23 protein-coding genes and 1 pseudogene are annotated in these 24,219 nt (G+C 71.9%); 9 read left to right on the top strand and 15 right to left on the bottom strand.

Annotated elements, in window-relative coordinates; translation table 11 throughout:
- Positions 1-53 precede the first annotated feature (53 nt).
- The 3 genes and pseudogenes from AC27LF_RS22175 to AC27LF_RS22185 all read left to right on the top strand — a co-directional run.
- Positions 54-1,715 carry a bifunctional fumarylacetoacetate hydrolase/alpha/beta hydrolase family protein gene (locus AC27LF_RS22175; RefSeq protein WP_479662845.1) on the top strand — a complete coding sequence of 554 codons (1,662 nt, stop codon included), beginning with the start codon at positions 54-56 and terminating at the stop codon, positions 1,713-1,715.
- Positions 1,716-1,746: 31 nt separating this feature from the next.
- Positions 1,747-3,033: a metal-dependent hydrolase family protein gene (locus tag AC27LF_RS22180; protein ID WP_479662846.1), complete on the top strand. Its 1,287-nt coding sequence runs from the start codon at positions 1,747-1,749 to the stop codon at positions 3,031-3,033.
- A 113-nt stretch (positions 3,034-3,146) separates the two neighbouring features.
- Positions 3,147-3,373, top strand: a pseudogene (locus AC27LF_RS22185) (TSUP family transporter); the annotation flags it as partial.
- A gap of 76 nt (positions 3,374-3,449) precedes the next feature.
- On the opposite strand, the gene AC27LF_RS22190 reads toward AC27LF_RS22185, so the two are convergent.
- The 3 genes from AC27LF_RS22190 to AC27LF_RS22200 all read right to left on the bottom strand — a co-directional run bounded on the left by AC27LF_RS22190 (position 3,450) and on the right by AC27LF_RS22200 (position 7,437).
- Positions 3,450-3,779 carry a hypothetical protein gene (locus AC27LF_RS22190; protein WP_479662847.1) on the bottom strand — a complete coding sequence of 110 codons (330 nt, stop codon included), beginning with the start codon at positions 3,777-3,779 and terminating at the stop codon, positions 3,450-3,452.
- Between the two features lie 19 nt (positions 3,780-3,798).
- On the bottom strand, positions 3,799-5,085 hold the full coding sequence (locus tag AC27LF_RS22195; protein ID WP_479662848.1) for an aromatic ring-hydroxylating oxygenase subunit alpha: 1,287 nt from the start codon (positions 5,083-5,085) through the stop codon (positions 3,799-3,801).
- Positions 5,086-5,607: 522 nt separating this feature from the next.
- Complete coding sequence (locus tag AC27LF_RS22200) at positions 5,608-7,437, bottom strand: flavin-containing monooxygenase (protein WP_479662849.1); 1,830 nt, start codon at positions 7,435-7,437, stop codon at positions 5,608-5,610.
- A gap of 173 nt (positions 7,438-7,610) precedes the next feature.
- On the opposite strand from AC27LF_RS22200, the gene AC27LF_RS22205 reads away from it, so the two are divergent.
- On the top strand, positions 7,611-8,624 hold the full coding sequence (locus tag AC27LF_RS22205; RefSeq protein WP_479662968.1) for an SMP-30/gluconolactonase/LRE family protein: 1,014 nt from the start codon (positions 7,611-7,613) through the stop codon (positions 8,622-8,624).
- 14 nt (positions 8,625-8,638) lie between these two features.
- Here AC27LF_RS22205 and AC27LF_RS22210 read toward each other — a convergent pair whose 3' ends face one another.
- From AC27LF_RS22210 to AC27LF_RS22245, 8 genes are all read right to left on the bottom strand, one after another.
- Positions 8,639-9,232: a TetR/AcrR family transcriptional regulator gene (locus AC27LF_RS22210; RefSeq protein WP_479662850.1), complete on the bottom strand. Its 594-nt coding sequence runs from the start codon at positions 9,230-9,232 to the stop codon at positions 8,639-8,641.
- A 33-nt stretch (positions 9,233-9,265) separates the two neighbouring features.
- A complete protein-coding gene (locus tag AC27LF_RS22215) occupies positions 9,266-9,496 on the bottom strand; it encodes a Rossmann-fold NAD(P)-binding domain-containing protein (protein ID WP_479662851.1) in 231 nt (76 codons plus the stop codon).
- 418 nt (positions 9,497-9,914) lie between these two features.
- Positions 9,915-11,216 carry an amidohydrolase family protein gene (locus AC27LF_RS22220; protein WP_479662852.1) on the bottom strand — a complete coding sequence of 434 codons (1,302 nt, stop codon included), beginning with the start codon at positions 11,214-11,216 and terminating at the stop codon, positions 9,915-9,917.
- A gap of 29 nt (positions 11,217-11,245) precedes the next feature.
- Complete coding sequence (locus AC27LF_RS22225; RefSeq protein WP_479662853.1) at positions 11,246-11,572, bottom strand: hypothetical protein; 327 nt, start codon at positions 11,570-11,572, stop codon at positions 11,246-11,248.
- A complete protein-coding gene (locus AC27LF_RS22230) occupies positions 11,538-11,957 on the bottom strand; it encodes a hypothetical protein (RefSeq protein ID WP_479662854.1) in 420 nt (139 codons plus the stop codon). Before AC27LF_RS22230 ends, AC27LF_RS22225 begins: the two co-directional genes overlap by 35 nt.
- Positions 11,954-12,673 carry an ABC transporter ATP-binding protein gene (locus tag AC27LF_RS22235; protein WP_479662855.1) on the bottom strand — a complete coding sequence of 240 codons (720 nt, stop codon included), beginning with the start codon at positions 12,671-12,673 and terminating at the stop codon, positions 11,954-11,956. The genes AC27LF_RS22230 and AC27LF_RS22235 overlap by 4 nt, the downstream gene beginning before the upstream one ends.
- A 2-nt stretch (positions 12,674-12,675) precedes the next feature.
- Positions 12,676-13,386: an ABC transporter ATP-binding protein gene (locus AC27LF_RS22240; RefSeq protein ID WP_479662856.1), complete on the bottom strand. Its 711-nt coding sequence runs from the start codon at positions 13,384-13,386 to the stop codon at positions 12,676-12,678.
- Entirely contained in the window at positions 13,367-15,475 is a 2,109-nt protein-coding gene (locus AC27LF_RS22245; RefSeq protein WP_479662857.1) for an ABC transporter permease subunit, read from the bottom strand. The genes AC27LF_RS22240 and AC27LF_RS22245 overlap by 20 nt, the downstream gene beginning before the upstream one ends.
- Before the next feature lie 117 nt (positions 15,476-15,592).
- Here AC27LF_RS22245 and AC27LF_RS22250 point away from each other — a divergent pair, with 117 nt between their 5' ends.
- Genes AC27LF_RS22250 through AC27LF_RS22265 form a run of 4 tightly spaced genes read left to right on the top strand, consistent with a single transcriptional unit; the run spans position 15,593 to position 18,703 of the window.
- Complete coding sequence (locus AC27LF_RS22250; RefSeq protein WP_479662858.1) at positions 15,593-16,009, top strand: nuclear transport factor 2 family protein; 417 nt, start codon at positions 15,593-15,595, stop codon at positions 16,007-16,009.
- Positions 16,006-17,100 (top strand): acyl-CoA dehydrogenase family protein, encoded by a 1,095-nt coding sequence (locus tag AC27LF_RS22255; RefSeq protein ID WP_479662859.1) that lies wholly within the window; start codon positions 16,006-16,008, stop codon positions 17,098-17,100. The genes AC27LF_RS22250 and AC27LF_RS22255 overlap by 4 nt, the downstream gene beginning before the upstream one ends.
- A 6-nt stretch (positions 17,101-17,106) precedes the next feature.
- The gene (locus tag AC27LF_RS22260) at positions 17,107-17,895 is read left to right on the top strand and encodes an acyl-CoA dehydrogenase family protein (RefSeq protein ID WP_479662860.1); all 789 of its coding nucleotides are present in this window, start codon (positions 17,107-17,109) and stop codon (positions 17,893-17,895) included.
- Between the two features lie 10 nt (positions 17,896-17,905).
- Complete coding sequence (locus AC27LF_RS22265) at positions 17,906-18,703, top strand: acyl-CoA thioesterase (protein ID WP_479662861.1); 798 nt, start codon at positions 17,906-17,908, stop codon at positions 18,701-18,703.
- 55 nt (positions 18,704-18,758) lie between these two features.
- Here the strand turns inward: AC27LF_RS22265 and AC27LF_RS22270 are convergent, their stop codons facing one another.
- Positions 18,759-19,892, bottom strand: a complete 1,134-nt coding sequence (locus AC27LF_RS22270) for a thiolase family protein (protein ID WP_479662862.1) — start codon at positions 19,890-19,892, stop codon at positions 18,759-18,761.
- Entirely contained in the window at positions 19,885-21,336 is a 1,452-nt protein-coding gene (locus AC27LF_RS22275; RefSeq protein ID WP_479662863.1) for a class I adenylate-forming enzyme family protein, read from the bottom strand. The genes AC27LF_RS22270 and AC27LF_RS22275 overlap by 8 nt, the downstream gene beginning before the upstream one ends.
- A gap of 54 nt (positions 21,337-21,390) precedes the next feature.
- On the opposite strand from AC27LF_RS22275, the gene AC27LF_RS22280 reads away from it, so the two are divergent.
- Positions 21,391-22,158 carry an SDR family oxidoreductase gene (locus tag AC27LF_RS22280; protein WP_479662864.1) on the top strand — a complete coding sequence of 256 codons (768 nt, stop codon included), beginning with the start codon at positions 21,391-21,393 and terminating at the stop codon, positions 22,156-22,158.
- Between the two features lie 64 nt (positions 22,159-22,222).
- Here the strand turns inward: AC27LF_RS22280 and AC27LF_RS22285 are convergent, their stop codons facing one another.
- Together AC27LF_RS22285 and AC27LF_RS22290 are read right to left on the bottom strand one after the other, a co-directional pair.
- On the bottom strand, positions 22,223-23,266 hold the full coding sequence (locus tag AC27LF_RS22285) for a CaiB/BaiF CoA transferase family protein (RefSeq protein WP_479662865.1): 1,044 nt from the start codon (positions 23,264-23,266) through the stop codon (positions 22,223-22,225).
- Positions 23,263-24,219, bottom strand: coding sequence for a TIGR03564 family F420-dependent LLM class oxidoreductase (locus AC27LF_RS22290; RefSeq protein ID WP_479662866.1), 957 nt, complete (start codon positions 24,217-24,219; stop codon positions 23,263-23,265). Before AC27LF_RS22290 ends, AC27LF_RS22285 begins: the two co-directional genes overlap by 4 nt.

The following is a 24,219-nucleotide window of genomic DNA, read 5'->3' on the forward strand; positions in this document are numbered from 1 at the left end:
TCACCGATACGAACCGATGTCCGGTATTGGTTCCTATTGGTTTTGGAGGTGCGGTGCGCTTCGCAAGGATTCACACCAGGGACGGCGTGCGGCTGTGCGCGGTCGACGAACAGGGAACGGGCCGCGAGGTGCGCTTCACCGACACCGGCGTTCCTGTCGGCGACCTGCAGCAGATCATCGACGCGGGCCCGGGAGCAGCAGGGCGCCTGGAGATCGGCGGCACGGCCGTCGAGGGCCGGCTGCTGGCCCCCCACATCCCGGCACGCAACATCTTCTGCGTGGGACGCAACTACTCCGAGCACGCGGCGGAGTTCGCCAAGAGCGGTTTCGACGCGACGGGCTCCCCGGACGGCCGGCACATGCCGGAGTACCCCGTCGTCTTCACCAAGCCGGCGGCGTCCGTGATCGCCTCGGGTGACGTGGTCGATCCGCACACCGACATCACCTCCGCGCTCGACTACGAGGGCGAGATCGGCGTCATCATCGGGCGGCGCGCCTCGAAGGTGAGCCGGGACGAGGCGATGGACCATGTGTGGGGCTACACCCTCATCAACGATGTCACCGCCCGCGACCTGCAGCGCGACCACAAGCAGTGGTTCATCGGCAAGTCCCTGGACACCTTCTGCCCGATGGGGCCGTGGGCCGTGACCGCCGACGAGATCGACATCCAGGACCTGCGGCTGCAGACCCGCGTCAACGGCGAGCTACGCCAGGACGCCAACACCTCGCAGCTGATCTTCGACGTGGCGACCATCATCGAGGCCCTTTCGGCCGGCATCACGCTGGAACCCGGTGACGTCATCGCCACCGGAACCCCCGTCGGCGTCGGCATCGGCTTCGACCCGCCCAAATACCTGACCACCGCGGACCAGGTCGTCGTCTCCGCCCCGGGACTGGGCGAGCTGACCAACACCATCGGCCCCGCGGCCGGCCGTGACCGCCTGCGGGCGGCCGCCGGCGCCGAGCTGTTCGTGGAGAAGACCGGGCAGGGCTCGCCCGTGGTCCTCATCCACGGCCTCGGGGGCGCCACCACTGTCTACGATCCGCAGGTCGCCGCCCTGGCCGAGCACCACACTGTCCTGCGCTACGACCTGTCCGGCCACGGCCGCTCACCCGGCAACGGCACTCCCAGCATCACCGGCTGGGTCGAGGAACTCACCGCCCTGCTCGACGCGGAAGGCATCGAGGAGACCGCCGTCGTCGCCCACTCCATGGGCACCCTGATCGCCTCCGCCTTCGCCGCCGCCCATCCCGGCCGGGTCAGCAGACTCGCGCTGCTGGGGCCGGTCCGCGCCCAGGCCCCGCAGGCCAAGGACGCCACCCGCGCCCGCGCCCGTACCGTGCGCGAGGGCGGTATGTCCGCGGTGGCCGACACCATCGTCTCGGTTGCCACCTCCGAGGAGACCCGCACCGAGCGCCCCCTGGCCGCTGCCCTCGTCCGTGAACTGCTGCTCGGGCAGGACCCGGACGGCTACGCCGCCGCCTGCGAGGCCCTCGCCGTGGCCGAGGAGCCGGACTTCGCCGGCATCAAGGCACCCGTTCTGCTGCTCACCGGCAGCGACGACAAGACCAGCCCGCCGGCCGTCAACGACGACATCTTCGCCCTGCTGCCCAAGGCCCGACTGCACATCATCGAGGGCATCGGCCACTGGCACACCCTGGAAGCACCCGAAGACGTCACCCGCCAGCTCAAGGAATTCCTCGCCCAGCCCTGACCCCGCTCCGCACGAAAGGACGGTGACGACGATGTCACCGAACACCTCCACCCTGTTCACCAACGTCCGCGTCTTCGACTCCAGCGGCAGCGAGCCGTACCCGGGTGAGGTCCTGGTCACCGGAGAACGCATCGCCGAGGTCCGGCCCGGCAGCGGCGACCTGCCCCGCGATGGCGTCCGCGTCGTCGACGGCCGTGGACAGTTCCTCATGTCCGGCCTGTGCGACGCGCACACCCACTTCAGCTGGATCAACTCCGCGGACCTGCCCGGCCTGGGAACCCTGGGCGTGGAGGAGCACACCCTGCTGTCCGCCCGGTCCGCGCTGACCTACCTCAACTCCGGGTACACCATGTGCGTCGGCGCCGCCTCCGCCAAGGCCCGTCTGGACGTCGTCATCCGCAACGCGATCAACGACGGACTCCTTTCCGGTCCGCGCTACCTTGCCAACTGCCAGGAGATCGCCGTCACCGGCGGCGCACTCGTGGACGGCATCACCGCCTTCGCCGACGGCCCGGAGGAGATGCGCAAGCAGGTCCGCCGCAACGTCGCCCACGGTGCCGACCTGGTGAAGCTGAGCATGTCCGGCGAGGAGATCACCGGCAACCAGCACGCCGAGGACAACTACTTCTCCGACGAGGAAGTCCTCGCGGTCACCACCGAGGCCCACCGCCGCGGCCTGCGCGTGTGTACGCACGCCCGTTCCGCGGAGAGCGTGAAGATGTCCCTGCGCAACAACGTCGACATCATCTACCACGCCAGCTTCATCGACGAAGAGGGCCTCGACATCCTCGAAGCCAAGAAGGACGAGGTCTTCGTCGCCCCCGGCCTGAACTGGCTGGTGGCCACCCTCAACGACGCCGCCGGCTTCGGCTACCCGCCCGAGGCCGCCGAAGCGGCAGGCTACAAGCGCGAACTGGAGTGCGCCATCGCCGGCCTGCAGGAGATGCGGCGGCGCGGAATCCGCGTCCTGCCCGGCGGCGACTACGGCTTCGCCTGGACCCCGCACGGCACCTACGCCCGCGACCTGCAGCACTTCGTCGAACTCCTCGGCTACACCCCGATGCAGACGCTGCTGGCCGCGACCAAGCTCGGCGGGGAGATCATGCGGATGCCCGACGAACTCGGCCAGATCAAGCCCGGCTTCTACGCCGACCTCATCCTCGTCGACGGCGACCCGCTCAAGGACATCACCGTCCTGCAGAACCGCGACAGAATCGTCGGAATCATGAAGGGCGGCTCCTTCCACAAGGACCCCGGCCACGGCGCGCCCGGGAACATTGCCGCCCCGGCCGATCAGCCCGTCGTCGTCACGGCCTGACCCCGGAAGAACCTGGTGCCCCGGTTCCCGTCCCGCCCGGGGGCACCGGCACGTCCGCAACAGCACGCATGGGGGATGGCGAATCCCCGGCACCACCTGAGGAGAGCTGAGGCGTGGACATCTGGCAGGCCGTCGCGGTCACGGCAGCCGGGACGGCGGCCGGAGCCCTCAACGCCGTGGTCGGCTCGGGAAGGCTCATCACCTTCTCCACCCTGCTCGCCTTCGGATATCCACCCGTCCTGGCCAACGTGTCGAACACCTCGGCCTCATCCCAGGCGTCCTGAGTGCCGCCTACGGCTACCGCCGCGAACTTGAGGGCCGACAGCGCCGCCCGGTCCGCCGGTCGGCGACACCAGGGACAGCCGCCGGTCGGGCGAGGTCGGCGGGGCCCGGCGCGTTGGGGCCGTGGTGGCCGGTCAGACGGCCGGTTCGCGGATCGCGTCGATGCTGGAGGCTCCGGAATCGGGCACCCTGGGCTGGCGCCATGCCTCCACGGAGAAGGCGACGGTCACCAGCGAGCAGAACAGCCACAGCAGGCGCTTGTCCGGTTCGGAGATGTCCTCCATGGAGACGTTCTCCAGGTGGGCCGTGCCGGACTTCAGCAAGGGGAAGGCGATGTCGTAGAACGCGTCCAGCTCGTCCATCGTGCTGCTGATCCGCTTGGCGTAGCGGGCCTTCTCCGTGGGGATCGCCCAGTCGGCGAACGGGTCCAGGGCCTCGAAGCCCTCAGGGAATGCGCTGGCCATGATGGGGTCCTCCTCCGGGTCAGGACGCCGCCGGGGCGCCGGACGTGCGCCGCTGGTGTGCGCGGACGTACTCCTCGGCGGAGCGGTGCAGGTGGCGCAGCAGCACCTCCTGGTCGTTGAGCGGGAACCGGTCGACCGCGCCCGACTCCAGCATCGTCTGGGTCGCCTCCAGGGTGTTGCCGTCCTGGAGGCCGTATTCCTTGAACGAGACGGCGGCCAACTCCTGCTGGAGCCGTTCGAAGGCGTTCTTCGGCGGGACGAAGTAGCAGGTCCCCTCGAAGATGTGCGTGCGGTACGAGGTCGGCCAGTAGTGGTAGGTGAGGACCCAGTTCGGCCGCCAGATGAGCAGCATGAAGTTGGGGAAGAAGACGAAGGAGTCCATGCCCCAGCGTGGGTCCCGGGTCGGGTTGACGGCCGGCGGCAGCTCCTCGGTGGTCATGCCGATGTCCGGCGCGTCCCACGGTCCGAACAGGCCGCTGCGCAGGGCCGCCTCGATGGGCTTGACCATCTCGCGGTCGTGCGGAGGGGCGATGCCGCCCCAGGACGAGACCATGCTGTGCGGGCCGTCGATGTCGTAGTGCAGCGCCTCGTACCCGTACTGGGCGATCCGGCGGGCCTGGTCGGGCATGTACTGGCCGGAGTGCAGGATCGGCGCGTGGTAGAACTCGGCGAACGCGTCGATGAACAGCTTCCAGTTGCTGCCGATCTCCGCGCGGAACTTGTGGACCTGGGTCAGCTTGTGGAACGGGTAGCCCTCGATGCCCTTGGCCAGTTCGCCCAGGTACTCCCGCAGCGGCGTGGCGTTCTCGGTGTCGAGGTTCACGAAGACGAACCCCTCCCAGACCTCGGCCTGGACCTGCCTGAGTCCGTAGTCCGACTTGTCGAGGTGGAAGAACTCGCCCTCCTGCTGGACGAAGGAGAGCTTGCCGTCCAGGTCGTAGCGCCAGGCGTGGTATTTGCAGGTGAACTGGCGGCAGACGCCGCTGGTCTCCTCGCGCGGGAAGTCGTTCCACACGAGCTTGTTGCCGCGGTGTCGGCACACGTTGTGGAAGGCGCGCACCTCACCGTCGGTGCCGCGCACCACGATGACGGAGGTACGTGCGGCGTCCAGCTCCATGGTGAAGTAGCTGCCCTTCCTCGGCACCTGCTCGACGCGGCCGACGTTGAGCCACGTGCGCTTGAAGATGGCCTCACGCTCCAGCTCGTAGTGCTCGGGCGAGATGGAGTCCGCGTAGGAGACCGGCTCCGTGCCGACCTTGAGGTGCTCGGTCCAGCTGCCCTCTTCGGGTTTCTTGAAATGGGCCATGGGGTCGGTTCCTCCAGTTGACGACACCACGCGTTCGATAACACTGGTCTCTATTGATGAGAACGGTATTCTCGTTTTTGCGCAACCGTCAAGGGCGGCGGCCGATCTGAAGCGCACCACGGACACCGGGCTCTGTGAGCGGGCACATGGCCGCGGTGCCCGCGTTCGGGTGTCGATCCACGCTCCGTGGTCGTTGCGGGCGAGTGGCACGGCGATCGCACCGTCATCGGCATGTTCGCCTCGATGAGGGGAAACCCGCTCCCGGCGCGAGCCGCCCGTGCGGGCCGCGGCACGGGAGGGCACGCGGTGAGGCAGCGCCCGGGTCCGGGGCAGTTCGTTGACCGGGGCGGCCACAGGGCCTCAAAGAGCGGGCTCGCGCAGTACGGCCGACCAGCAGACCTCCAGGTTCACGAGGCGGCTGATCAGCGGCGGGACGAAGGCCGGCGCCTCAGCAGGCCGCTCCGGACTGCGTGGACCGGGCACGGCGGAGCAATGGCCCGCCTCCCATGAAGGTGTGTCCGCCTACATGCCCTGCCTGCGGAAAACGGTCCTGGCGCGGAGTGCCTCGGTCATGGACTCCTTGCGCCACCGCCTGAGCAGGTCGTGGAAGGCGACCGCGCCGTGCGGATAGGCGTTCGGACCGTTCGGCCGGCCGCGGCCTTCGGCGTTGTAGTAGCCGGGGGTGCATTCGGCGTGGAACCACTCGTGGTCGGGGGCGCCGTCGGCCAGGACGGCGATCCACGCGTCCTCGGCCTCGCGGGAGGGCTCGATCAGGGCGTTCTCGGCCTCGGCGGCGGCGACGAGTGCCGCGGCGTGCACGGCGTGCTCGTCCAGCACATGCGTGTAGTTGACGCTGCTGGCGCTTTGCGTCACGCCCAGCTGGATGAGGTTCGGGAAGCCGTTGCTGGTGAAACCGTGCAGCGTGCGCGGTCCCTGCTCCCGCCACGCGTCCTGCAAATGGACACCCTGCCGGCCTCGGACGGGCAGCCGGCCCGAGTGGACGCCGGAGACGCCGACGGAGAAGCCGGTGGCGAAGATCAGGCAGTCGAGTGCGTACTCGGTGTCACCGACGACGACTCCGCGTTCGGTCATCCGCTCGATGCCGTGGGTGTCCGCGGTGTCGACCAGGGTGACGTTGTCGCGGTTGAACGCCTGGAGGTACAGGTCGGAGAAGGTCGGGCGCTTGCAGGCGTACCGGTACCAGGGTTTGAGCTTTTCCGCGGTTTCCGGGTCCGTGACGATCTCGTCGACACGGGCGCGGATCTCGTTCATCTTGGCGGCGTCCGCGGCCTCGTAGGCCGCCTCGAAGGCCGCCTCGAAGGCCGCTCGGTCGCCCTGGCGGCGAAAGCTCGGCAGGAGCTTCTCCAGCAGGCCCGCCGACGCGGTCCACTGGTCCGCCACAAGGTCCTCGTCGGCCCTCTCGCCCGAGACGATCCGCAGGAAGTTCTCGCGCCGTTCGCTCGCCCAGCCCGGACGCTCGGCGCCGACGTCCTGCGCGGTGGTACGGCGGTTGGCGCGCACGTCCACGGTGGAGGGGGTGCGCTGGAAGACGTAGAGGTGTCCCGCGTCCTCGGCCAGCTTCGGGACGACCTGGATGCCGGTGGCACCGGTGCCGACCACGCCCACGCGCTTGTCCGCGAGGCCCGTGAGGCCGCCGTCCGGGGTGCCGCCCGTGTAGCCGTAGTCCCAGCGTGAGGTGTGGAAGGTGTGCCCCTTGAAGTCCGCGATGCCGGGGATGCCGGGGAGCTTCAGCTCGGACAGGGTGCCGGTGGCCGTGATGACGTACGTGGCCCGGAACTTGTCGCCCCGGTCGGTCGTGACGATCCATGCCTCTGAGGTGTCGTCCCACGTCAGGGATGTGACGGACGTGGAGAACAGGGCGTCCGCGTAGAGGTCGAACTTCTCCGCGATCCGCACCGCGTGCCGGCGGATCTCCTCGCCGGGCGCGTACTTCCACTCCGGGACGTATCCGGTCTCGTCGAGCAGGGGCAGGTACACGTGCGACTCGACGTCGCAGTGGATGCCGGGATACCGGTTCCAGTACCAGGTTCCCCCGAAGTCCCCGCCCGTCTCGATGACGCGGACGCGCCCGACGCCCCGCTGGCGCAGCCGCGCTCCCGCGAGGATGCCGCCGAATCCGCCACCGACGACGGCGACGTCCACCGTGTCGCGCACCGGCTCGCGCCCGGCCACCTCCCCCGCGTACGGGTCGGTGGCGTAGTAACCGAACTCGGCGTCGGCGCCGAGGTACTGCCGGGCGCCGTCGGGCCGTACCCGTCGCTCCCGTTCGATCCGGTAGCGCTCGCGCAGGTCGGCGAGCGCCTTGGTCGTGATCTCTCGTGAATTCGCCATGTGGGGGGTCCTCGTTCCTTCCGGTTCGCCGCGATGAAGCCTTCTCGCCCATGAAGTGAGCGAGAAAGCACAGGACTTGAGCAGCCATGCACTACGGTAACAAGCACCGGACAGAGCTGTCCGGTTGGTGTGGAGATTGCTTCCGCATAGCTCCGACAGGAAGTGTGATGGACATGCGACGACTGACGATCCGCCCCCTCGCCGGGCTCACCGCGGCCGGTGTGCTGGCCCTCACGGGGTGCGGTACGCAGACGGGTCCCGCCGCGGACACGGCGGCCGGCGCCGCCGCGCTCCGTGCGCAGAAGGTGATGCAGCTGACCGAAGTGCACGAGCAGACCGGGATGACCCTGCTGGAGGGTCCGACCTTCGACAAGGACGGCAAGCTGCTCGTCGTCGACGTCACCGCGCCCGCCGGCGAACCGAAGGTGCTGCGCGTGGACCTCCGCAAGAAGACCTCGCAAAAGGTGCACACCGACGACCGCGGCGCCTACACCTCGGCCCAGTTCAGCCCGTACGACGGGCGCATCTACCTGACCGACTTCTCCCACGGTGACATCGTGAGCCTGGCCCCTGACGGCAGTGACCCGCGGACCTTCTTCTCCGGCGAGGTCGACGGCGCGCGGATGAACCCCGACGACCTGGCCTTCGACCAGGAGGGCAACCTGTACATCAGCGACTCGCGCGGTTTGACCGAGGGCGAGGCGAAGGGCCGCGTCGTGCGGATCGACCGCGCGGGGAAGGACGCCACCGTTCTGGCGGACGGCCTGGCCGCGCCGAACGGCATCTCCTTCGACGCGGACTACCGCGGGCTGTGGTTCAGCGAACTGACGCAGAACCGCATCTCCTACCTCCTGCTCGACCGCGAGGGCCGGGTCGCGTCCCGGCACACCGCCATCCGGGTCGACGGCGGGATCGCGCGGACCGACTCGATCGCCGTGGACGCGGACGGCAACCTCTACCAGGGCCTGGACGGGCGGCCGGCGATGGCGGTGTACGGCGAGAACGGTGAACGCCTGGCGACCGTCGAGGTGACCGGCCGCGCCTCCGAAGGGCTCACGTCGGCGACCAACGTGGCCATCACGCCGGGCGGCACGAGGGCCTACATGACCGTCAGCGGGCCGGACGGCGGCTATCTGTACTCCTTCGACGCGCTCGCGGAGGGAACCCGCCAGTCCAACGGTGGCTGACGCTCCGCCATCGCTCAGCCCGCGAAGGGCCGCACCGGTCCCACCTCGACACCGAGCAGCCGCCACGCCGCAAGTGCCCGGCGTTCCCGCTGCTCGCGCGTGGGGCCGGTGACCGCACCCGAGACCATGCCGACGGCGGTCATGAGGTCGTCGGGCTCCGCGGCGAGCCGATGCCCGTCCGGAAGATGCCTGCGCAGGGCTCGCTCGACCCGCTGGGCCAAGGTCAGGGCGTAGGCCGGGGGGCCGGAACGACTGCCCGTCCAGTCGGCGTGCAGGATGCCGACGAACGCCGTCGACTCCGTCTGATGCCAGGTCAGGACGCCGAGCACGCCGGCGATGTCCGTGCCGTCCGCTGCCGCCGCCCGCTCGATCTGCCCGACGTTCTCCTCCAGTACGGCGAGCGCCAGCGCGGCCCGGTCGGGGAAGTGCCGGTACAGCACGCCCTGCCCGACACCGGCCCGGCGCGCGATCGCGGAGAGCGGAGTGTCCAGCCCCTCCTCCGCGTAGATCTCCCGGGCCGCGGCGATGAGAGCGGCTCGGTTGCGCGCGGCGGCCTTCGGCCCGTCGTTCGCGGGCCGTCGCTCGTCAGGGAGGGGACGCCGTGTCACACCGGGAGGATATCGGCCGGGCGCAGGCATGGTTCAGACAACCTCGCCGAGGCGGCCGGAGCGCACCGCGGCGATCACCGCGCCGTCGACCAGCGGGTCACTACCGGTGATGAAGGTGGCGGCGGGGCCCAGGAGGAAGGCGGCGGTGTCCGCGACGTCGGCGGCGGTGCGCGGTCCGCCGGTACCGGAAGCCTCGACCATGGCCCGCACGCGCCGACCGCCGTCACCGACGAGTTCCCACGCCCCCATGGAAGCGCCGATCACGCCGGGCTCACGGAGTTGATCCGCACCTCGCGCTCGCCCCAGACGGTGCTCGCGGCCTGCGCGCCAAGGCGGTTGGCGTGCTTGGCCGGCACAAGACAAGGTCGCATCAGCGGTGGCGGCGTGGTCCGGTTCCCGCACGCAGGCGCCCTCCGAGCCACGCGATGCCGCCCTCGTCCTGGCTTGACGGCGGCGGAGAGCCCGCAGGACGCGGAGCCGCGGTAGCGGCACCCCACCGGGGACCGGCACGCGACCGTCGTCGGCCTTCTGCGCGCCGACGTTCAGGTCAGACGAGCTACGGGCCGACGCCGATCCGGCCGCGGTGACGCCGTGACCGGGTCCACCCTCCATGTCCTTCTCACCGGCCAGAACGACACCCCCGCACGTCCGCTCCGGCGCCCCGTACCGGAGCGGCGCCGCCTCAGTCCCGGGCCGCCGCGAGGGCCGCCTCCGCTTTCCTGCGGTAGTTGGCCAGTTTCTCCGCCGGGGCGACGGCCGCCTGCTTGCTGCGGGGCCGCACCGAGACGTCGTGGCCCTCGGCCGCCTCGCGCAGCGCGCCCACCGTTGCCCGCTCGCGCGGGATGTGCGCGAACGGTTCGAAGGAGTACCAGCGCATCGCGTTCAGATGGGTCATCTTGTCGATCTCGGTGTCCGGCACGTCGTTCGCCGTGAGGACGCGGTGAAGCTCCTCCGGGGCGTCGGGCCACATGGAGTCGCTGTGCGGGTAGTCCGCTTCCCAGCAGATGTTGTCGACGCCGATCTCGTGACGCAGCTTCACCCCTATGGGGTCGGAGATGAAGCAGGTGAGGAAGTGCTCGCGGAAGATCTCGGACGGCAGCTTCCCGCCGAAGTCCTGGAGGGTCCAGGTGGCGTGCATCTCGAAGGTGCGGTCGATGCGGTCCAGGAAGTACGGGATCCAGCCGGTGCCGCCCTCGGACAGTGCGATCCTGACGGTCGGGTACTGCTTGAGGACACGGGACCAGATCAGGTCGGCCGCGGCCTGGACCAGGTTGATCGGCTGGAGCGTGATCATGACGTCCGGCGGGGCGTCGGGGGCGGTGATGGCGAGGCGTCCGGAGGAGCCGATGTGCAGGTTCATCACCGTGCCGCAGTCGGTCAGCGCCCGCCACACCGGGTCCCAGTACTCGGTGTGGAAGCTGGGGTAGCCGAGCGGGACCGGGTTCTCCGGGAAGGTCAGCGAGTGGCAGCCCTTCTCGGCGACCCGCCGGATCTCCTGGGCACACAGCTCGGCGTCCCAGATCGCGGGGAGTGCCATCGGGATGAACCGGCCGGGATGGGCGCCGCACCACTCGTCGATGTGCCAGTCGTTGTAGGCACGCACCAAAGCGAGGGAGAAGTCGGAGTCCTCGGTGGCGAACATCCGGGCCGAGAAGCCAGGGAAGGAGGGGAAGTTCATCTGGGCCAGGACACCGCCGGCGTTCATGTCGGCGACGCGCTCATCGACGTCGTAACAGCCGGGCCTGATCTCGTCCAGGCCCTGCGGCTCCATGCCGTACTCCTCCTTGGGGCGTCCGGCGACCGCGTTGAGCGCCACGTTGCCGACCGAGTTGTCCCGGAACTGCCAGACGTCGGTGCCGTCCTCGCGGTGGACCAGACGCGGTGCGTCCTTCTTGTAACGGGCCGGCAGATGGTTCGCGAAGATGTCGGGCGGTTCGATGATGTGGTCGTCGACGCTGATCAGGATCATGTCGTCGCGGTCCATGGGGACCCTCCTCGGGGCTCGGTCTCGGATCAGTCGGAGGCGGGCAGCGCCTTGGGCGCCTTGACGGTCAGTGGTTCGCCTGCGTAGGCGAGACGGCCGGAGCCGGACGCGGTGCACAGGAGTTCGATGGTGTCGGCGGCGTCTACGTACCGTTTGCCGATGAGGGTGCCCGTCGGGTCGCCGCCGTCCGGGGCCGGGGCCGGGGCGGGGGCCTGGGCCGCGGGGACCATCGGGCTGCCGCCGCACTCGATCGGTCCTGCCGCCTGCTGCGGGGCCCGGATGACGATCACCCGTGTCGTGTCGGTGGCCGAGGCCAGCTGGTCACCGGGGCGCGGGGTCGGTGCGGGGGACGCCATGGTGCTGATCTCCTTCCGTGAGGGGGGTCGTCGGGGGCGTGGTGGTCAGCCGCTCCCCCAGCAGTTCCAGGTCCAGGGAGCGGCGGGCCAGCCAGAAGCGCAGGAAGCCGGTGAGCGAGTAGCGCAGGAAGAGGGCCGCCCCCACCACCGCGGCGGCGATGCCGCCGAGGCCGGCGGCGAGGGCGTCGCCCTGGGCGAGGGAGTCGTCCGTGCCGTGCGCGAGGGGGAAGGCGATCGCGCCGAGCACGAGTCCCACGGCCATCAGCAGTTGGCCGATGCGTAGCCACAGCGCGGCGCGCGCGACCGCGGGATCCGGGATCTTCAGCTCGGCCAGTTCGCGGGCGAACCGCTCCGCGCGTGGCTCCGGGGCGTGGCTGGGCGTCATGGGGCGCTCCCCAGGTAGTAGGAGGAGAGTTCGGCGTGCAGGGAGCTGTCGGGGTGTCCCTGCCAGGGGATGCGTCCGCGGACCAGGACGGCGGCATGGTCGGCGATCTTCAGTACGGCGGTGGCGAACTGCTCGACGACCAGGACCGCGACGCCCTCGCGGGCGATGTCCGCGACCCGCTCGTACAGGTCCGCCACGACCAGCGGGGCCAGGCCCATGGAGATTTCGTCGAGCAGCAGGACGGCGGGGTCGGTGGTGAGTCCGCGGGCGAGGGCGAGCATCTGCTGCTCGCCGCCGGAGAGGGTGCCGGCGGGCTGAGTGCGCCGGTCGGCGAGAACGGGGAAGCGGGCGTAGGCGGTGTCCTCGATCTCTGCCCGGGTGCGACCGGTGAAGGTCATCATCCAGAGGTTGTCGCGCACCGAGAGGTTGGGGAAGATTCCCCGTCCCTCGGGGATGAGGCACACCCCGGCGCGGGCGAGGTCCCCGGCGCGGACGCCGGTGACGTCCCGGCCGCCGAGGAGGAGCCGGCCGCCGCTGGGCGGGTGGACTGCGGCGGCGACCTTCAACGTCGTGGTCTTGCCCGCGCCGTTGGGGCCCAGCAGGGCCACGACCCGGCCGGCGTCGACGGCCAGGTCCACCCCGTGCAGCACGGTGATGCCGTCGTACGCGGCGCGTACTCCGCTCAGTTCGAGGAGCGGTTCTCCGCCGGCGCCCATGATCATTCCTCCCCCAGGTAGGCCGCGAGCACGGTCTCGTCGTGGCGGATCCGCTCGGGCGGGCCGCTCGCGACGACGGTGCCCAGGGCGAGGACGTGGACCTCGTCGCAGACGGTCATCACCAGGCTCATGTCGTGTTCGACGAGGAGGACGGCGGTGCCCTCGTCGGCGACGCAGCGCAGCAGGCCGGCGAAGCGCGCGGTCTCCTTCGCGTCCTGCCCGGCGGCGGGTTCGTCCAGGAGGAGGACCCTCGGTTCCAGGACGAGCGCGCGGGCGACCTCCACGAGCCGCGCCGCGCCGGTGGGCAGGGCGTCGGCGGGCGCGTCGGCCAGGTCCGTCAGATCCAGGCGGGCCAGCACCCGGTCCGTCAGGGCGGCCGCGTGCCGTCGTTGCGGGCCGAGTTCGGCGGCGACCATCAGGTTGTCGCGGACGGTGAGGCGGCCGAACAGCTCCAGGTGCTGGAAGGTGCGGGACAGGCCGCGCCGGGCCCGGCGGGCCGGGCCCTCGCGGGTGACGTCGTGGCCGTCGAGCAGGACCCGGCCGGTCCGTGGCCGGCGCAGCCCCGAGACGACGTCGAACAGGGTGCTCTTGCCGGCTCCGTTCGGTCCGATGAGTCCGGTGACGCGGCCGGCCTCCGCGGCCAGGGACACCGTGTCCAGGGCGCGGCGGCCCCCGAAGGACACGCTCACCTCCTCAGCGCGCAGCAGTGGCACGGTTCAGCACCTCCCCGTCCTCGGGCCGCCAGGGGCGGCGGACGCCCCACCACTCCACGGGAACGTCGCGGTCCGTCTCCCGGCGCGCCGACGCGCGGGCGTTGCACGCGAGGGCGGCGGCGAGGGCCGCGACGAGCGCCAGGCCACCGCTGACCGCGCCGGTGGCGGCGAGCAGCCAGCACAGGGCGAGCACGCCGAGCAGGACGGGGAACAGGGTCCGCTCGCGGACGAGCCGCTGCCACTCGGCGTGCACACGGGGTACGACTCCGGCCGGGCTGTGGGCGAGGCCCATGCCGGCGAGGGCGATGAGCAGCGCGGACAGGTCGTGTGCCGAGGAGCCGGCGTGCGCGAGGAGTTGAGTGGGCACGACGAAGGCGACTGGCGCGAACAGGCCGGTGCCGACGGCGCCGAGCCCTGCGACGACCGCGATGAGGAAGAGCGGCAGTCCGGCGACGAGGTTGAACTGCTCGGCGGTGACGGTCTGGAGTTGCATGCCGTACAGGGCGCCGCCGAGGCCCGCGAGGCCGGCCGACAGCGCGAAGACCGCGATCTTGGCTCCGAGCAGGCGCCCGCCGAGGGTGGCGAAGGCGGCCTCGCTGTCGCGCAGGGCGATCAGCCGGCGGCCGAAGCGGCCCCGGCGCAGCGCGGCCACGGCGAGCGAGGCGAGGGCGAGGAAGACGGCGGCGAGGAGCAGCAGTCGGGCCGGGGAGGTGAGGCGCAGGCCGAACAGGTCGGGGCCCGTGACCTCCACCGAGCCCTGGTCGAACAGGGAGACGCGCACACCGAGTACGTCGAAGGCGGGGAGGGTGAAGATCCAGCGGTCGAGCATCACGGCGAACGCGGCGGTGCCGAGGGCCAAATAGATTCCGGACAGGCGCAGGGCGGGCACGGCCACGACCGCCCCGACGGCCGCCGCGGCCAGCACGGCGGCGGGCAGCGCCCACAGTGCGCCGTGCGCGCCGAGGTGGCCCCACACGACCGCGCCGATCCCGGCGATGGACCACTGGCACAGCGAGATCTGCCCCGCGTATCCGGCCAGCGGGACGTAGGACAGGGCGATGACGCCCAGGGAGAAGACCGTGCCGTAGGAGATCATCGCGTCTTCGGTCAGGACGGTGACCAGGACCAGCGCGAGGAGCAGGACGCTGCCCGCGAAGACGAGGCTGCCGCGTGCGGTGGGCAGCGGGACACGGACCAGCCGTCGGTCGCGGCCGCGCAGCCGGCGGTGCGGGAAGGCGAGCAGGGCGAGGAGGAGGAGCAGGGCGGGGGCGGCCAGGCGCAGGCCCGGCAGGTAGTCGTTCTGCGGCAGGTAACCGGCGAGGTACGCCTCAAGCAGGCCGACGACGACCGCGCCGAGGAAGGTGAGGGGGAGGCTGCGCAGCCTGCCGAAGACGGCGGCGGTGTAGGCGCTGACGATGAGCAGGGAGAGCTGCTGTGCGTCGAGCGCGACGGTGGGGGCGATGAGGATGCCGCCGACGGCGGCGAGTTGGATACCGAGGACCCAGGCGAGGCGGCCGGCCCGCAGCGGGTCGGCGCCGGTGAGTCCGGCGAGGGCGCGGTCGTCGACCGAGGCGCGCATCTCCGTGCCGGCCCGGGTGCGGTGGAGCAGCAGCCACAGCGCCGCGGCGACGGCGACCGCGACGGCCATGGTGACGGCCTGGTGCCAGGTGACGGAGGCGGGGCCCAGGCGGAGCGCGGAGCGGTCGGCGAAGAACGGGGACAGCGGCCGGGCGGTGTTGGGATCCCAGACCCATCGGGCCAGGGCGATGCACCCGGTGAGCAGGGCGACCGTCATCACGAGGCGTTCGGCCTCGCCGAGGGACTGGACGGGGCGCATCAGCACGCGTTCCACGAACAGGCCGAAGGCGGGCGCGAGGACGAGCAGCACGGTGGCGAGGGCGAGCGGAACCGGCCACCCCCAGCCGACGGCGAGCTGCCAGTAAGAGAAGGCCGCGAGCATGCCGGCCGCGCCGTGGGCGAAGTTGAAGACACCCGCCGTGGTGTGGGTGAGTACCAGGCCGCTGCCGATCACGGCGTAGATCGCGGCGGTGCTCAGGCCCACCACCGTGAAGGCCAGGAACTGATCCATGTTTGGAAACTAGCTTCTCGCTATTGGAGAATCAACCATTCGTACACGATACTCATCGAAGAGAAGCCCGTTCTCGTCAGTGCGGACGACGAGGCGGACGACGAGAGAGGCGGTCCCTTGAGCCCTACCGACGACCTGGTGGAGATCGGGCAACTCCTCGCCCGTTACGCGGTCGCCATGACCCGCGGCGACGTGGACAGGGTGCTCGGCGTGTTCACCGCCGACGGCAGCTACAGCGCGTTCGGGGACACCTACCCGCTCGACGAGTTCCCCGCGCTGATCTCCGCGGCTCCCAAGGGGCTGTTCCTCGTGGGCACGCCGGTGGTCGAACTGGACGGCGACGCGGCCACCGGTACGCAGCCGCTGTGCTTCGTGGAGCACTCCGAGCACACGATGCGCATCGGCTACTACCACGACACCTATGCACGGACGGCCCAGGGGTGGCGGCTGCGCACCCGCGCCATGACCTTCATCCGCCGCAGCGGCGACCACGACTCCGGCCGCCCCCACGCCTTCGAGCGCTCGCGTCCATGAACGTCGCGGACTTCAGGCGGGAGTTGAGGAGCTGGCTCGACGCCCATGACCTGTCCCCCGGCGACGACCACGGCCTCGACGCCCAGGTGGCCCAGCTCGCGCGGGTGCGACGGGCGCTGTGGGAGGCGGGGTGGATGCGGCACGGCTGGCCGCCCGAGGCCGGCGGACTCGGCGGGCCGAGCGTCCTGCGCGCGGTGCTCGGCGAGGAGGTCGCCTCCCGTGGCCTGGCCGAGCCCGGCATCTGGTCGATGGTCGAGGTCCTGGTGCCCACCCTGATCGACTACGCGCCGCCCGCGCTGGCCGCCGCGATGGTGCCCCGGCTGCTGAGCGGCCAAGAGCAGTGGTGCCAGGGTTTCTCCGAACCGGGCTCGGGCAGTGACCTGGCCTCGCTGTCCACCCGCGCGGTGCGCGACGGGGACGACTGGCTGGTGTCCGGGCAGAAGGTGTGGACGAGTCTCGCCCAGTACGCGGCCCGCTGTGTCCTGCTGGCCCGCACCGGCGATCCCGGCCACGGCGGCATCAGCGCGTTCCTGCTCGACATGGACACCCCCGGCATCTCCGTCCGTCCGCTGCGCACCCTGCACGGCGTCGACGAGTTCGCCGAGGTCTTCCTCGACGACGTACGCGTCCCGGGTGAGCGACTGCTCGGCGCGCCCGGCGACGGCTGGCGGCTGGCCATGGACCTGCTGCCGCACGAGCGGTCCACCTGCTTCTGGCACCGGATCGCGCATCTGCACAGCCGCCTCGACCGGCTGCTGGCCGACGGCTGCGAGCCGGACGCCGACTCCCTCGGCGCCGCCTGGCTCGACCTGCACACCGCGCGCTGCCGGTCCGCGCTCACCCAGCGGACGGCGGCCGAGGACGGCCGGCTGGGGCCGGAGACATCCGTGGACAAGATCCTCCTCGCCACCGCCGAACAGCGGCTGTACGACACCGCGCGAGACCTGCTGCCCGGGACCGTCGAGCTGACCGGCGCGGGCGCGTGGCGCACCGAGTACCTCTACGCGCGTGCGGCGACCATCTACGGCGGCACGGCGGAGATCCAGCGCAACATCGTCGCCCGCCGTCTGCTGGACCTCGGGAAGGAGTGAACGCGCGTGGACGCCGACGAGCGCGACCTGCTGGAGCAGGTCCTGCGCAAGACGATGACGGGCGCCTCGGGCACCGCAGTCGACGCCTCGCTCGCCGATCTCGGCTGGGCCCGGATGCTGACCGAGGAGCCCGGCACGGCGATCCCGCTGGTGTTCCGTCTGCTCGGGGAGACGGGAGCGCACGCGTCGGTCCTCAACGACGTGGTCCTGCGGGAGGCGGGGAGCCCGCCCGGCCGGACGCTCGCGTTGCCGTACACCGGCGGGACGTGGGTGGAGTGGGCACGGGACGACAGCGCGGACGGCCGTGCCCTCGACCCCGCGCTGCCGCTGCGGCGCGTCACGGCCGGCGATCGGGTGCCCCTGGCCGACGGACGCCGGGCGCTCGGCTGGTGGCTGCTCGGCACCGGCCGGGCGATGCTCGCGCTGGCCCGCCGGCATGTCCTCGACCGGCACCAGTTCGGCCGCCCGCTCGCCTCCTTCCAGGCGCTGCGGCACCGGCTGGCCGAGACGTACGTCGCCCTGGAGGGCGCCGAGGCGGCCCTGACGGCCCCCGGGGACGACGACACCTCCGCCCTGCTGGCCAAGGCCGCCGCCGGCCGGGCCGCCCTCACCGCCGCCCGCCACTGCCAACAGGCGCTCGGCGGGATCGGCTTCACCGCCGAACACGATCTGCACCGGCACGTCAAGCGCGCCCTGGTCCTCGACGGGCTGCTCGGCTCCGCCCGCGACCTGACCCGCGAGGCGGGCACGCTGCTGCTGCGCGAGGCCCGGACGCCGCGTCTCGTCGACCTGTGAGGAGAGCCGCGTGACCATCGACCTCTGGAACGACCTGCTCGACTGCCTCGACCTGACGGCCGTGGACGAGCACGCCTTCGAGGGCCGCTCCCAGCGGCTGGAGTACCGCCGCCTGTTCGGTGGACAGCTCCTGGCCCAGTTCGCCGGCGCGGCCTGCCGGTCCGTGACCGGCAAGGAACTCAAGTCCCTGCACGCCCAGTTCCTGCGCGAGGGCCGCACCGGGGAACCGGTGCGCTACGCGGCCGAGATTGCGCAGCAGGGCCGCACGTTCGCCACCGTACGGCTCACCGCCCGGCAGCAGCACGGCGTGATCGCGGTGGCGAACGCCGGCCTGCACGCGTGGGAGGAGGGACCGGACCGCCAGTCGGCCGACCCGCCCGCGGCCCTTCCCGGCCCGGAGCGCAGGGTGGACCTCGGTCTGCTGCCGTGGGAGTCGCGGGCGGCGAGCGACCTCGACACCGAGAAGGCCGAGCCGGCCGTCCACGAGCTGTGGACCCGCATCCCCGCGGCGCCCCGGGCCGCCGCGCCCGCCCTCCTGTCGTACGCCACCGACCTGACACCGATCGGTACCGCGCTGCGGCCGGTGGCGGGGGTGAGACAGGCGGACTCGGGCACGGTGTTCGTGTCGGCCGTCACCGCGCACACGGTGTGGTTCCACCGGCCGTTCAGCACCGGACGGTGGCTGCTGCTGCGCCAGCACAGTCCGCTGGCCGCGCACGGGCGGTGCTTCGGGCGCGGGGACGTACTCACCGAGGAGGGCGAACTGCTCGCGTCCTTCGCCCAGGAGGCGTTGCTGCGGTTCGTCTGAGCACGACCGGAAGCCCGGGCCTCCTGCTGCGGTCCGGGCTCTCGCGTGCAGACGGTCAGGGCGCGGGCACCTCAAGCACCAGCGCCGAACCCATGCCTCCGCCCGCGCACATGGCGGCGACCCCCACTCCTCCGCCCCTGCGGCGCAGTTCGTGGACCAGGGTGACGATCATGCGGGTGCCGGTCGCCGCGACCGGGTGACCGAGGGAGCAGCCGCTGCCGTTGACGTTCACGGTGTCCGGGTCCAGGCCGAGCCGGCGGACGGCGGCGACGGCCACCGACGCGAAGGCTTCGTTGATCTCGAAGAGGTCGACGTCGGACACGGTCAGTCCGGCGCGGTGCAGGGCCTTCGGGATGGCCTGGACCGGGGTCAGACCGGTCTCGGCGGGGTCGACGGCGACCGAGGCCCAGGACCGTACCGTGGCCAGCGCGGGCAGGCCGAGGCGGTCGTCCGCCACCGCCACCGCGGCCGCCGCGTCGTTCGCCCCGCAGGCGTTGCCTGCGGTGATGGAGAAACCCTCGATCTCCGGGTGCAGCGGCTTGAGCGCGGCGAGGCGTTCCGCGCTGGTGTCGCGGCGCGGGTGCTCGTCGGCCTCGAAGGGGCCGTGCGGGGTGTCGACGGGCACGGTCTCGTCCTTGAAGCGTCCTTCGTCGAGGGCGCGGACGGCGTTGCGGTGCGAGCGCAGCGCCCAGGCGTCCATCTCCGCGCGGGTGATCCCTGCGCGCACCGCGGTGTTCCAGCCCACGGTGATCGACATGTCGAGGTTGGGCGCGTCGGCGCGATCCGGGTGGGACGGCGGTACCCATGGGCCGTCGACGCCTTTGAAGGAGAGTTTCGGCGCGGTGGAGGCGGAGTTGACGCCGCCGGCGAGCACCAGCCGGTCCATGCCGGCCCGGACCGAGGCGGCGGCCGTCTGCACCGCCGCCAGGCCGGCCGCGCAGTGCCGGTTCAGGGCGAGTCCGGGCACCCGCGGCAGTCCGGCGGTCAACGCGGCGTGCCGGGCGACGACTCCGCCGCCGTAGTGGGACTCGGCGAGAACCACGTCGTCCACGAGGCCGGTGTCGAGTCCGTCCGCGACCGCGGTGACGACGCGGTCGGCCAGTTCGTGGGCGGTGGTCTCGCGCAGGCTCCCCTTGAACGCGGTGCCGATGGGGGTGCGCAGGGCGGCGACGAGCACGGCTTCAGGCATCGGCGGTCTCCTCCGGTTCGGCCGGTTCGGCCAGTTCGGCCACGAGAGTGCGGCGCAAGAGCTTTCCCGTGGGGGTGCGGGGCAGATCGGGGCGGAAGACGACGGTGTCCGGGGTCTTCGAGGAACGCAGGCGCCGCTTGGCGAAGGCGCGGATCTCGTCCGGGTCCCCGGCGCCCACCAGCACGGCGACCAGCCGCTGCCCCCACTCCGGGTCGGGCAGCCCGAGCACGGCGGCCTCTTCGACGCCCGGGTGCTGGAGCAGGACGTCCTCGATCTCGGCGGGCGCGATGTTCTCGCCGCCCCGGATGATCGTGTCGTCGGCGCGGCCGTCGAGGAACAGATAGCCGTCCTCGTCCAGGCGGCCCCGGTCGCGGGTGGCGAACCATCCGTCCCCGCCGCCGGACTGACTCGCGCCCTCGTACTCGCCCGAGATCTGCGCGCCGCGCACGAAGACGAGGCCCCGGTGCCCGGAACCGAGCACCTTGCCGTCCTCGTCGCGGATCTCGACCTCGACGCCGGGCAGCGGACGGCCCACCGAGCCCAGCCGCGCGCGCACCGCCGGGTCCTCGGCCGCGACGGCCCGCCAGTGGTCGTCGGGGCCGAGCACGCAGACGGAGGAGGCGGTCTCGGTCAGCCCGTAGGCGTTGACGAATCCGGTGTCCTGGAACTGCCACAGGGCTCGCTCCACCACCGGGAGCGGGCAGCGCGCGCCGCCGTAGGCGAGGTTGCGCAACGTCGGTACGTCCGCCCGCGCGTCGCCCAGTTCGGCGGTCAGACGCGCCAGCATGGTCGGTACGACCATGGCGTGGGTGACGCCCTCGCGGCGCACCGTCGCCAGCCAGTCGGCCGGTGCGAAGGCGCTCTGATAGACGACGCGGCGGCCGGCGTACAGGTTCGTGAGCAGGTTCATCAGCCCGGCGACGTGGTACGGCGGAAGCGCCACCAGGGCGGCGTCGCCCGGTTGTGCCGACGCGAAGTCCTGGGTGTTGAAGACGTAGGCGAGCAGGTGGCGGTGGCGCAGCAGGGCCGCCTTGGGGGCGGCGGTGGTGCCGCTGGTGTAGAGGACGACCGCGACGGCCTCCTGGTCCTGCGGCGCTGCTCGCCACGCGGCTTCCCCGCGCGCGGTGAGCAGCGCGTCGAGACCGTCCGGGCGGAGCACCACGGCTCCGGGGTGCCGGGCGATCAGCGCGGTCAACTGGTCCTCGCCGAGCCGGTAGTTGAGAGGGACGAAGGGGATGCCGGCCAGTGCCGCACCGAACAGGGCCACCGGGTAGGCCGGGTGGTTCGGCCCCAGGTGGAGGACGGCGGAACGGCCGCGGAAGCGGTCGGCCGCGTGACGCGCGAGGCGCTGGAGTTCGGCGGCGGACAGCGTACGGCCGCCTTCGGTGACGGCCGGCCGGTCTTGGGCCGAGGCGGCCATTTCCAGGATCACGGCTATGTTCATGAGAATGACATTCTCATACACTCAGATCCTTACTCGCAAGAGAGGGGAATGAGGATGCGCATCGATGGTTGCGCGGCCCTGGTGGTGGGGGGCGCCGGCGGACTGGGCGAGGCCACGGTCCGGCGGCTGCGCGCGGCGGGTGCCCGGGTCGTGGTCGCCGACCTCGCCGACGACAAGGGCAAGGCCCTGGAGGCGGAGTTGGAAGTGCGCTACGTCCGCACCGACGCCACCGACGAGGACTCTGTCCTGGCCGCGATCGCCGAGGCCGAACGGGCGGGCACCTTCCGGATCGCGGTGGACTGCCACGGAGGGCCCGCGAGCGGCGGGCGGCTCGTCGGCAAGGACGGCTCTCCCCTGGCACTGGAAGGTTTCCGCACGACCATCGACATCTATCTGACCGGAGTCTTCAACGTGCTGCGGCTTGCCGCGGCGGCCATCGGCCGCACGGAGCCCGTCGGCGGGGACGGCGGACGCGGGGTCGTCGTCACCACCTCGTCCATCGCCGCGTACGAAGGACAGATCGGCCAACTGCCGTACGCGGCGGCGAAGGGCGGTGTCTCGGCGATGACCCTGGTCGCGGCCCGCGATCTGTCACCGCTCGGCATACGCGTGGTCACCGTCGCCCCGGGAACCGTCCTGACGCCGGCGTACGGGAAGGCCGGGGACCGACTGGAGGCGTACTGGGGTCCCCAGGTGCCGCACCCGCGGCGGATGGGGCGCCCCGCGGAGTACGCCGCGCTGGTGCAGCATCTGTGCGAGAACGACTACCTCAACGGGGAAGTGGTGCGGCTGGACGGGGCGTTGCGCTTCCCTCCGAAGTAGCGGCGGGTGCAGTCGAGCCGGTCCCCGACCAAGGGGCCTCGCCACCGGCGCGGCCGCCGTCCCGTCAGACATGGTCGCCGTGTTCACCGAGCAGCGGCGGCGGACCGTACTCCGGCTCGTATCCGCTGACCCGGAACGGACTGCCGACCATCCGGTAACCGCCCGCCTCCACCACCGCGTCGGGCGCGTCGGCGAGGGCCTCGGGCACGGTGCGTACGGCCGCGGCGGGCACGCGCAGGGGCCGCAGCCGGGCCTCCCAGCCTGCCGCCGTGTCCGCGGCGAGTGCCTTCGTGACGGCGGCGACGACCTCGTTGCGACGGGCCGCCCGCTCGGGCATCGTCGTGAAGCCGTCGATGCCCGCCTCGGCGGCGAACGCGCGCCAGAAGCCGTCATGGGTGATGAACAGGGCCAGGTGGCCCTCGGCGGTCGCAAAGAGCTGGGCGGGCACGTAGTAGGCGTGGGCGCCGCCGAGGCGCCGCGGGGCCGTGCCCTCGTTCAGCCAGGCCGAGGCGTGGTAGTTGAGCTGCGAGAGCATCACGTCCCGCAGACAGACGTCGATCTGCCCGCCCCGCCCGGAGACCACCTGCGCCAGCAGGCCCAGAGCGGCGGCGAACCCGGCCGAGTTGTCGGCGGAGGAGTAGCCGGGCAGCTGGGGCGGGCCGTCGGATTCGCCGGTGAGCGCGGCGATGCCGGTGGCGGCCTGCACGACGTAGTCGAAGGCGGGCCGGTCGCCCGCGTCCATGCCCCAGCCGGTCAGGGCCACGCACACCAGGCGCTCGTTCCAGGGTCTGAGCGCCTGGTAGGTGAGGCCGTAGCGGTGGACCGCCGACGGCTTGAGATTGACCAGGAGCGCGTCGGCACCCCGGACGAGTTCGTGCAGCCGCCCCTGGCCCTGCGGGGTGCCCAGGTCCAGGCACAGGGAACGCTTGCCCCGGTTGAGGCTGGCGAAGTAGGCGTCCGAGACCTGGCGCGACAGGTCCCCGCCGGGCGGTTCGATCTTGGTGACCTGCGCGCCGAGGTCGGCCAGCAGCATCGAGGCGTAGGGGCCGGCCAGAATGTGCCCGACCTCCAGGACGCGCAGCCCCGACAGGGGGCCCGGCCCGCTCACCGGAAGTCACGGGCGATCGCCGCCACCGCGTCTCGGGTGCGGAGCTTGGAGGCCACCAGTTCCTCCCGGCCGCTGCCGATGGGCAGCAGGCGGACGGACAGGTCGGTCACCCCGGCGTCCGCGAACCGCTTGAAGCGGGCCCGGATGGCGGCCTCGTCGCCGGCCGCGCACAGGTCGCCGACATCGCGGGCGTCGCCGTACTCCAGCAGGCGCTGGTAGTTGGGCGACACCTCGGCCTCGCCGAGGATGCGGTTGGCGCGCTCGCGGGCGGCGTCCACCTCGTGAGGGCCGCACAGACACACCGGGATGCCGGCCACGATGCGCGGTGCCGCGCGGCCCGCCTCCCGCGCCGCCTTGGTGAGGGTGGGGGCGACGTGTTCGGCCACCGCCCGTTCGTCCGCCATCCACAGCACGGTCCCGTCGGTCAGCGCGCCGGCGACGCGCAGCATCACCGGGCCCAGCGCGGCCAGCAGGACCGGCAGCGGGGAGACCGGGCCGAGGGTGAGCGGGTTGTGGACGCGGAAGACGTCGTTCTCGACATCCACCGACGCCGTGCCGCCGACCGCGGTGGTCAGCACTTCCAGGTGGGCGCGGGTGTACGCGGCCGGTTTCTCGTACGGAATGCCGAGCATGTCGCGCACGATCCAGTGGTGGGAGGCGCCGACGCCCAGGGCGAGACGTCCACCGGCCGCCGCATGCGCGGACAGGGCCTGGCGGGCGAGGGCGACGGGGTGCTGGGCGTGCACCGGCACCACCGCCGTGCCCAGTTCGATGCGCGAGGTGGCCCGGCCCATCAGGGTGACGGCCGTCAGCGCGTCGAAGTCGGTGGGCACCTGCGGCACCCACACGGTGTCGAATCCGGCCTGCTCCGCCCAGCGGGCGTCGTCGGCCATGCGGTCCGCCTTGTACGCGGCGTCGCCCCGCTCGGGGCCGCTCATCACTCCGACTCGCAT

Source organism: Streptomyces diversicolor, from assembly GCF_057537855.1.

Coding starts and splice junctions, on each gene's coding strand:
- AC27LF_RS22245 (WP_479662857.1), bottom strand. CDS start 15,475: ATGGATCAGTTCCTGGCCTTCACGGTGGTGGGCCTGAGCACCGCCGCG.
- AC27LF_RS22225 (WP_479662853.1), bottom strand. CDS start 11,572: ATGGCGTCCCCCGCACCGACCCCGCGCCCCGGTGACCAGCTGGCCTCG.
- AC27LF_RS22235 (WP_479662855.1), bottom strand. CDS start 12,673: ATGGGCGCCGGCGGAGAACCGCTCCTCGAACTGAGCGGAGTACGCGCC.
- AC27LF_RS22195 (WP_479662848.1), bottom strand. CDS start 5,085: ATGGCCCATTTCAAGAAACCCGAAGAGGGCAGCTGGACCGAGCACCTC.
- AC27LF_RS22220 (WP_479662852.1), bottom strand. CDS start 11,216: ATGGACCGCGACGACATGATCCTGATCAGCGTCGACGACCACATCATC.
- AC27LF_RS22290 (WP_479662866.1), bottom strand. CDS start 24,219: ATGCGAGTCGGAGTGATGAGCGGCCCCGAGCGGGGCGACGCCGCGTAC.
- AC27LF_RS22255 (WP_479662859.1), top strand. CDS start 16,006: ATGAACGTCGCGGACTTCAGGCGGGAGTTGAGGAGCTGGCTCGACGCC.
- AC27LF_RS22230 (WP_479662854.1), bottom strand. CDS start 11,957: ATGACGCCCAGCCACGCCCCGGAGCCACGCGCGGAGCGGTTCGCCCGC.
- AC27LF_RS22205 (WP_479662968.1), top strand. CDS start 7,611: ATGCGACGACTGACGATCCGCCCCCTCGCCGGGCTCACCGCGGCCGGT.
- AC27LF_RS22275 (WP_479662863.1), bottom strand. CDS start 21,336: ATGAACATAGCCGTGATCCTGGAAATGGCCGCCTCGGCCCAAGACCGG.
- AC27LF_RS22280 (WP_479662864.1), top strand. CDS start 21,391: ATGCGCATCGATGGTTGCGCGGCCCTGGTGGTGGGGGGCGCCGGCGGA.
- AC27LF_RS22190 (WP_479662847.1), bottom strand. CDS start 3,779: ATGGCCAGCGCATTCCCTGAGGGCTTCGAGGCCCTGGACCCGTTCGCC.
- AC27LF_RS22270 (WP_479662862.1), bottom strand. CDS start 19,892: ATGCCTGAAGCCGTGCTCGTCGCCGCCCTGCGCACCCCCATCGGCACC.
- AC27LF_RS22200 (WP_479662849.1), bottom strand. CDS start 7,437: ATGGCGAATTCACGAGAGATCACGACCAAGGCGCTCGCCGACCTGCGC.
- AC27LF_RS22180 (WP_479662846.1), top strand. CDS start 1,747: ATGTCACCGAACACCTCCACCCTGTTCACCAACGTCCGCGTCTTCGAC.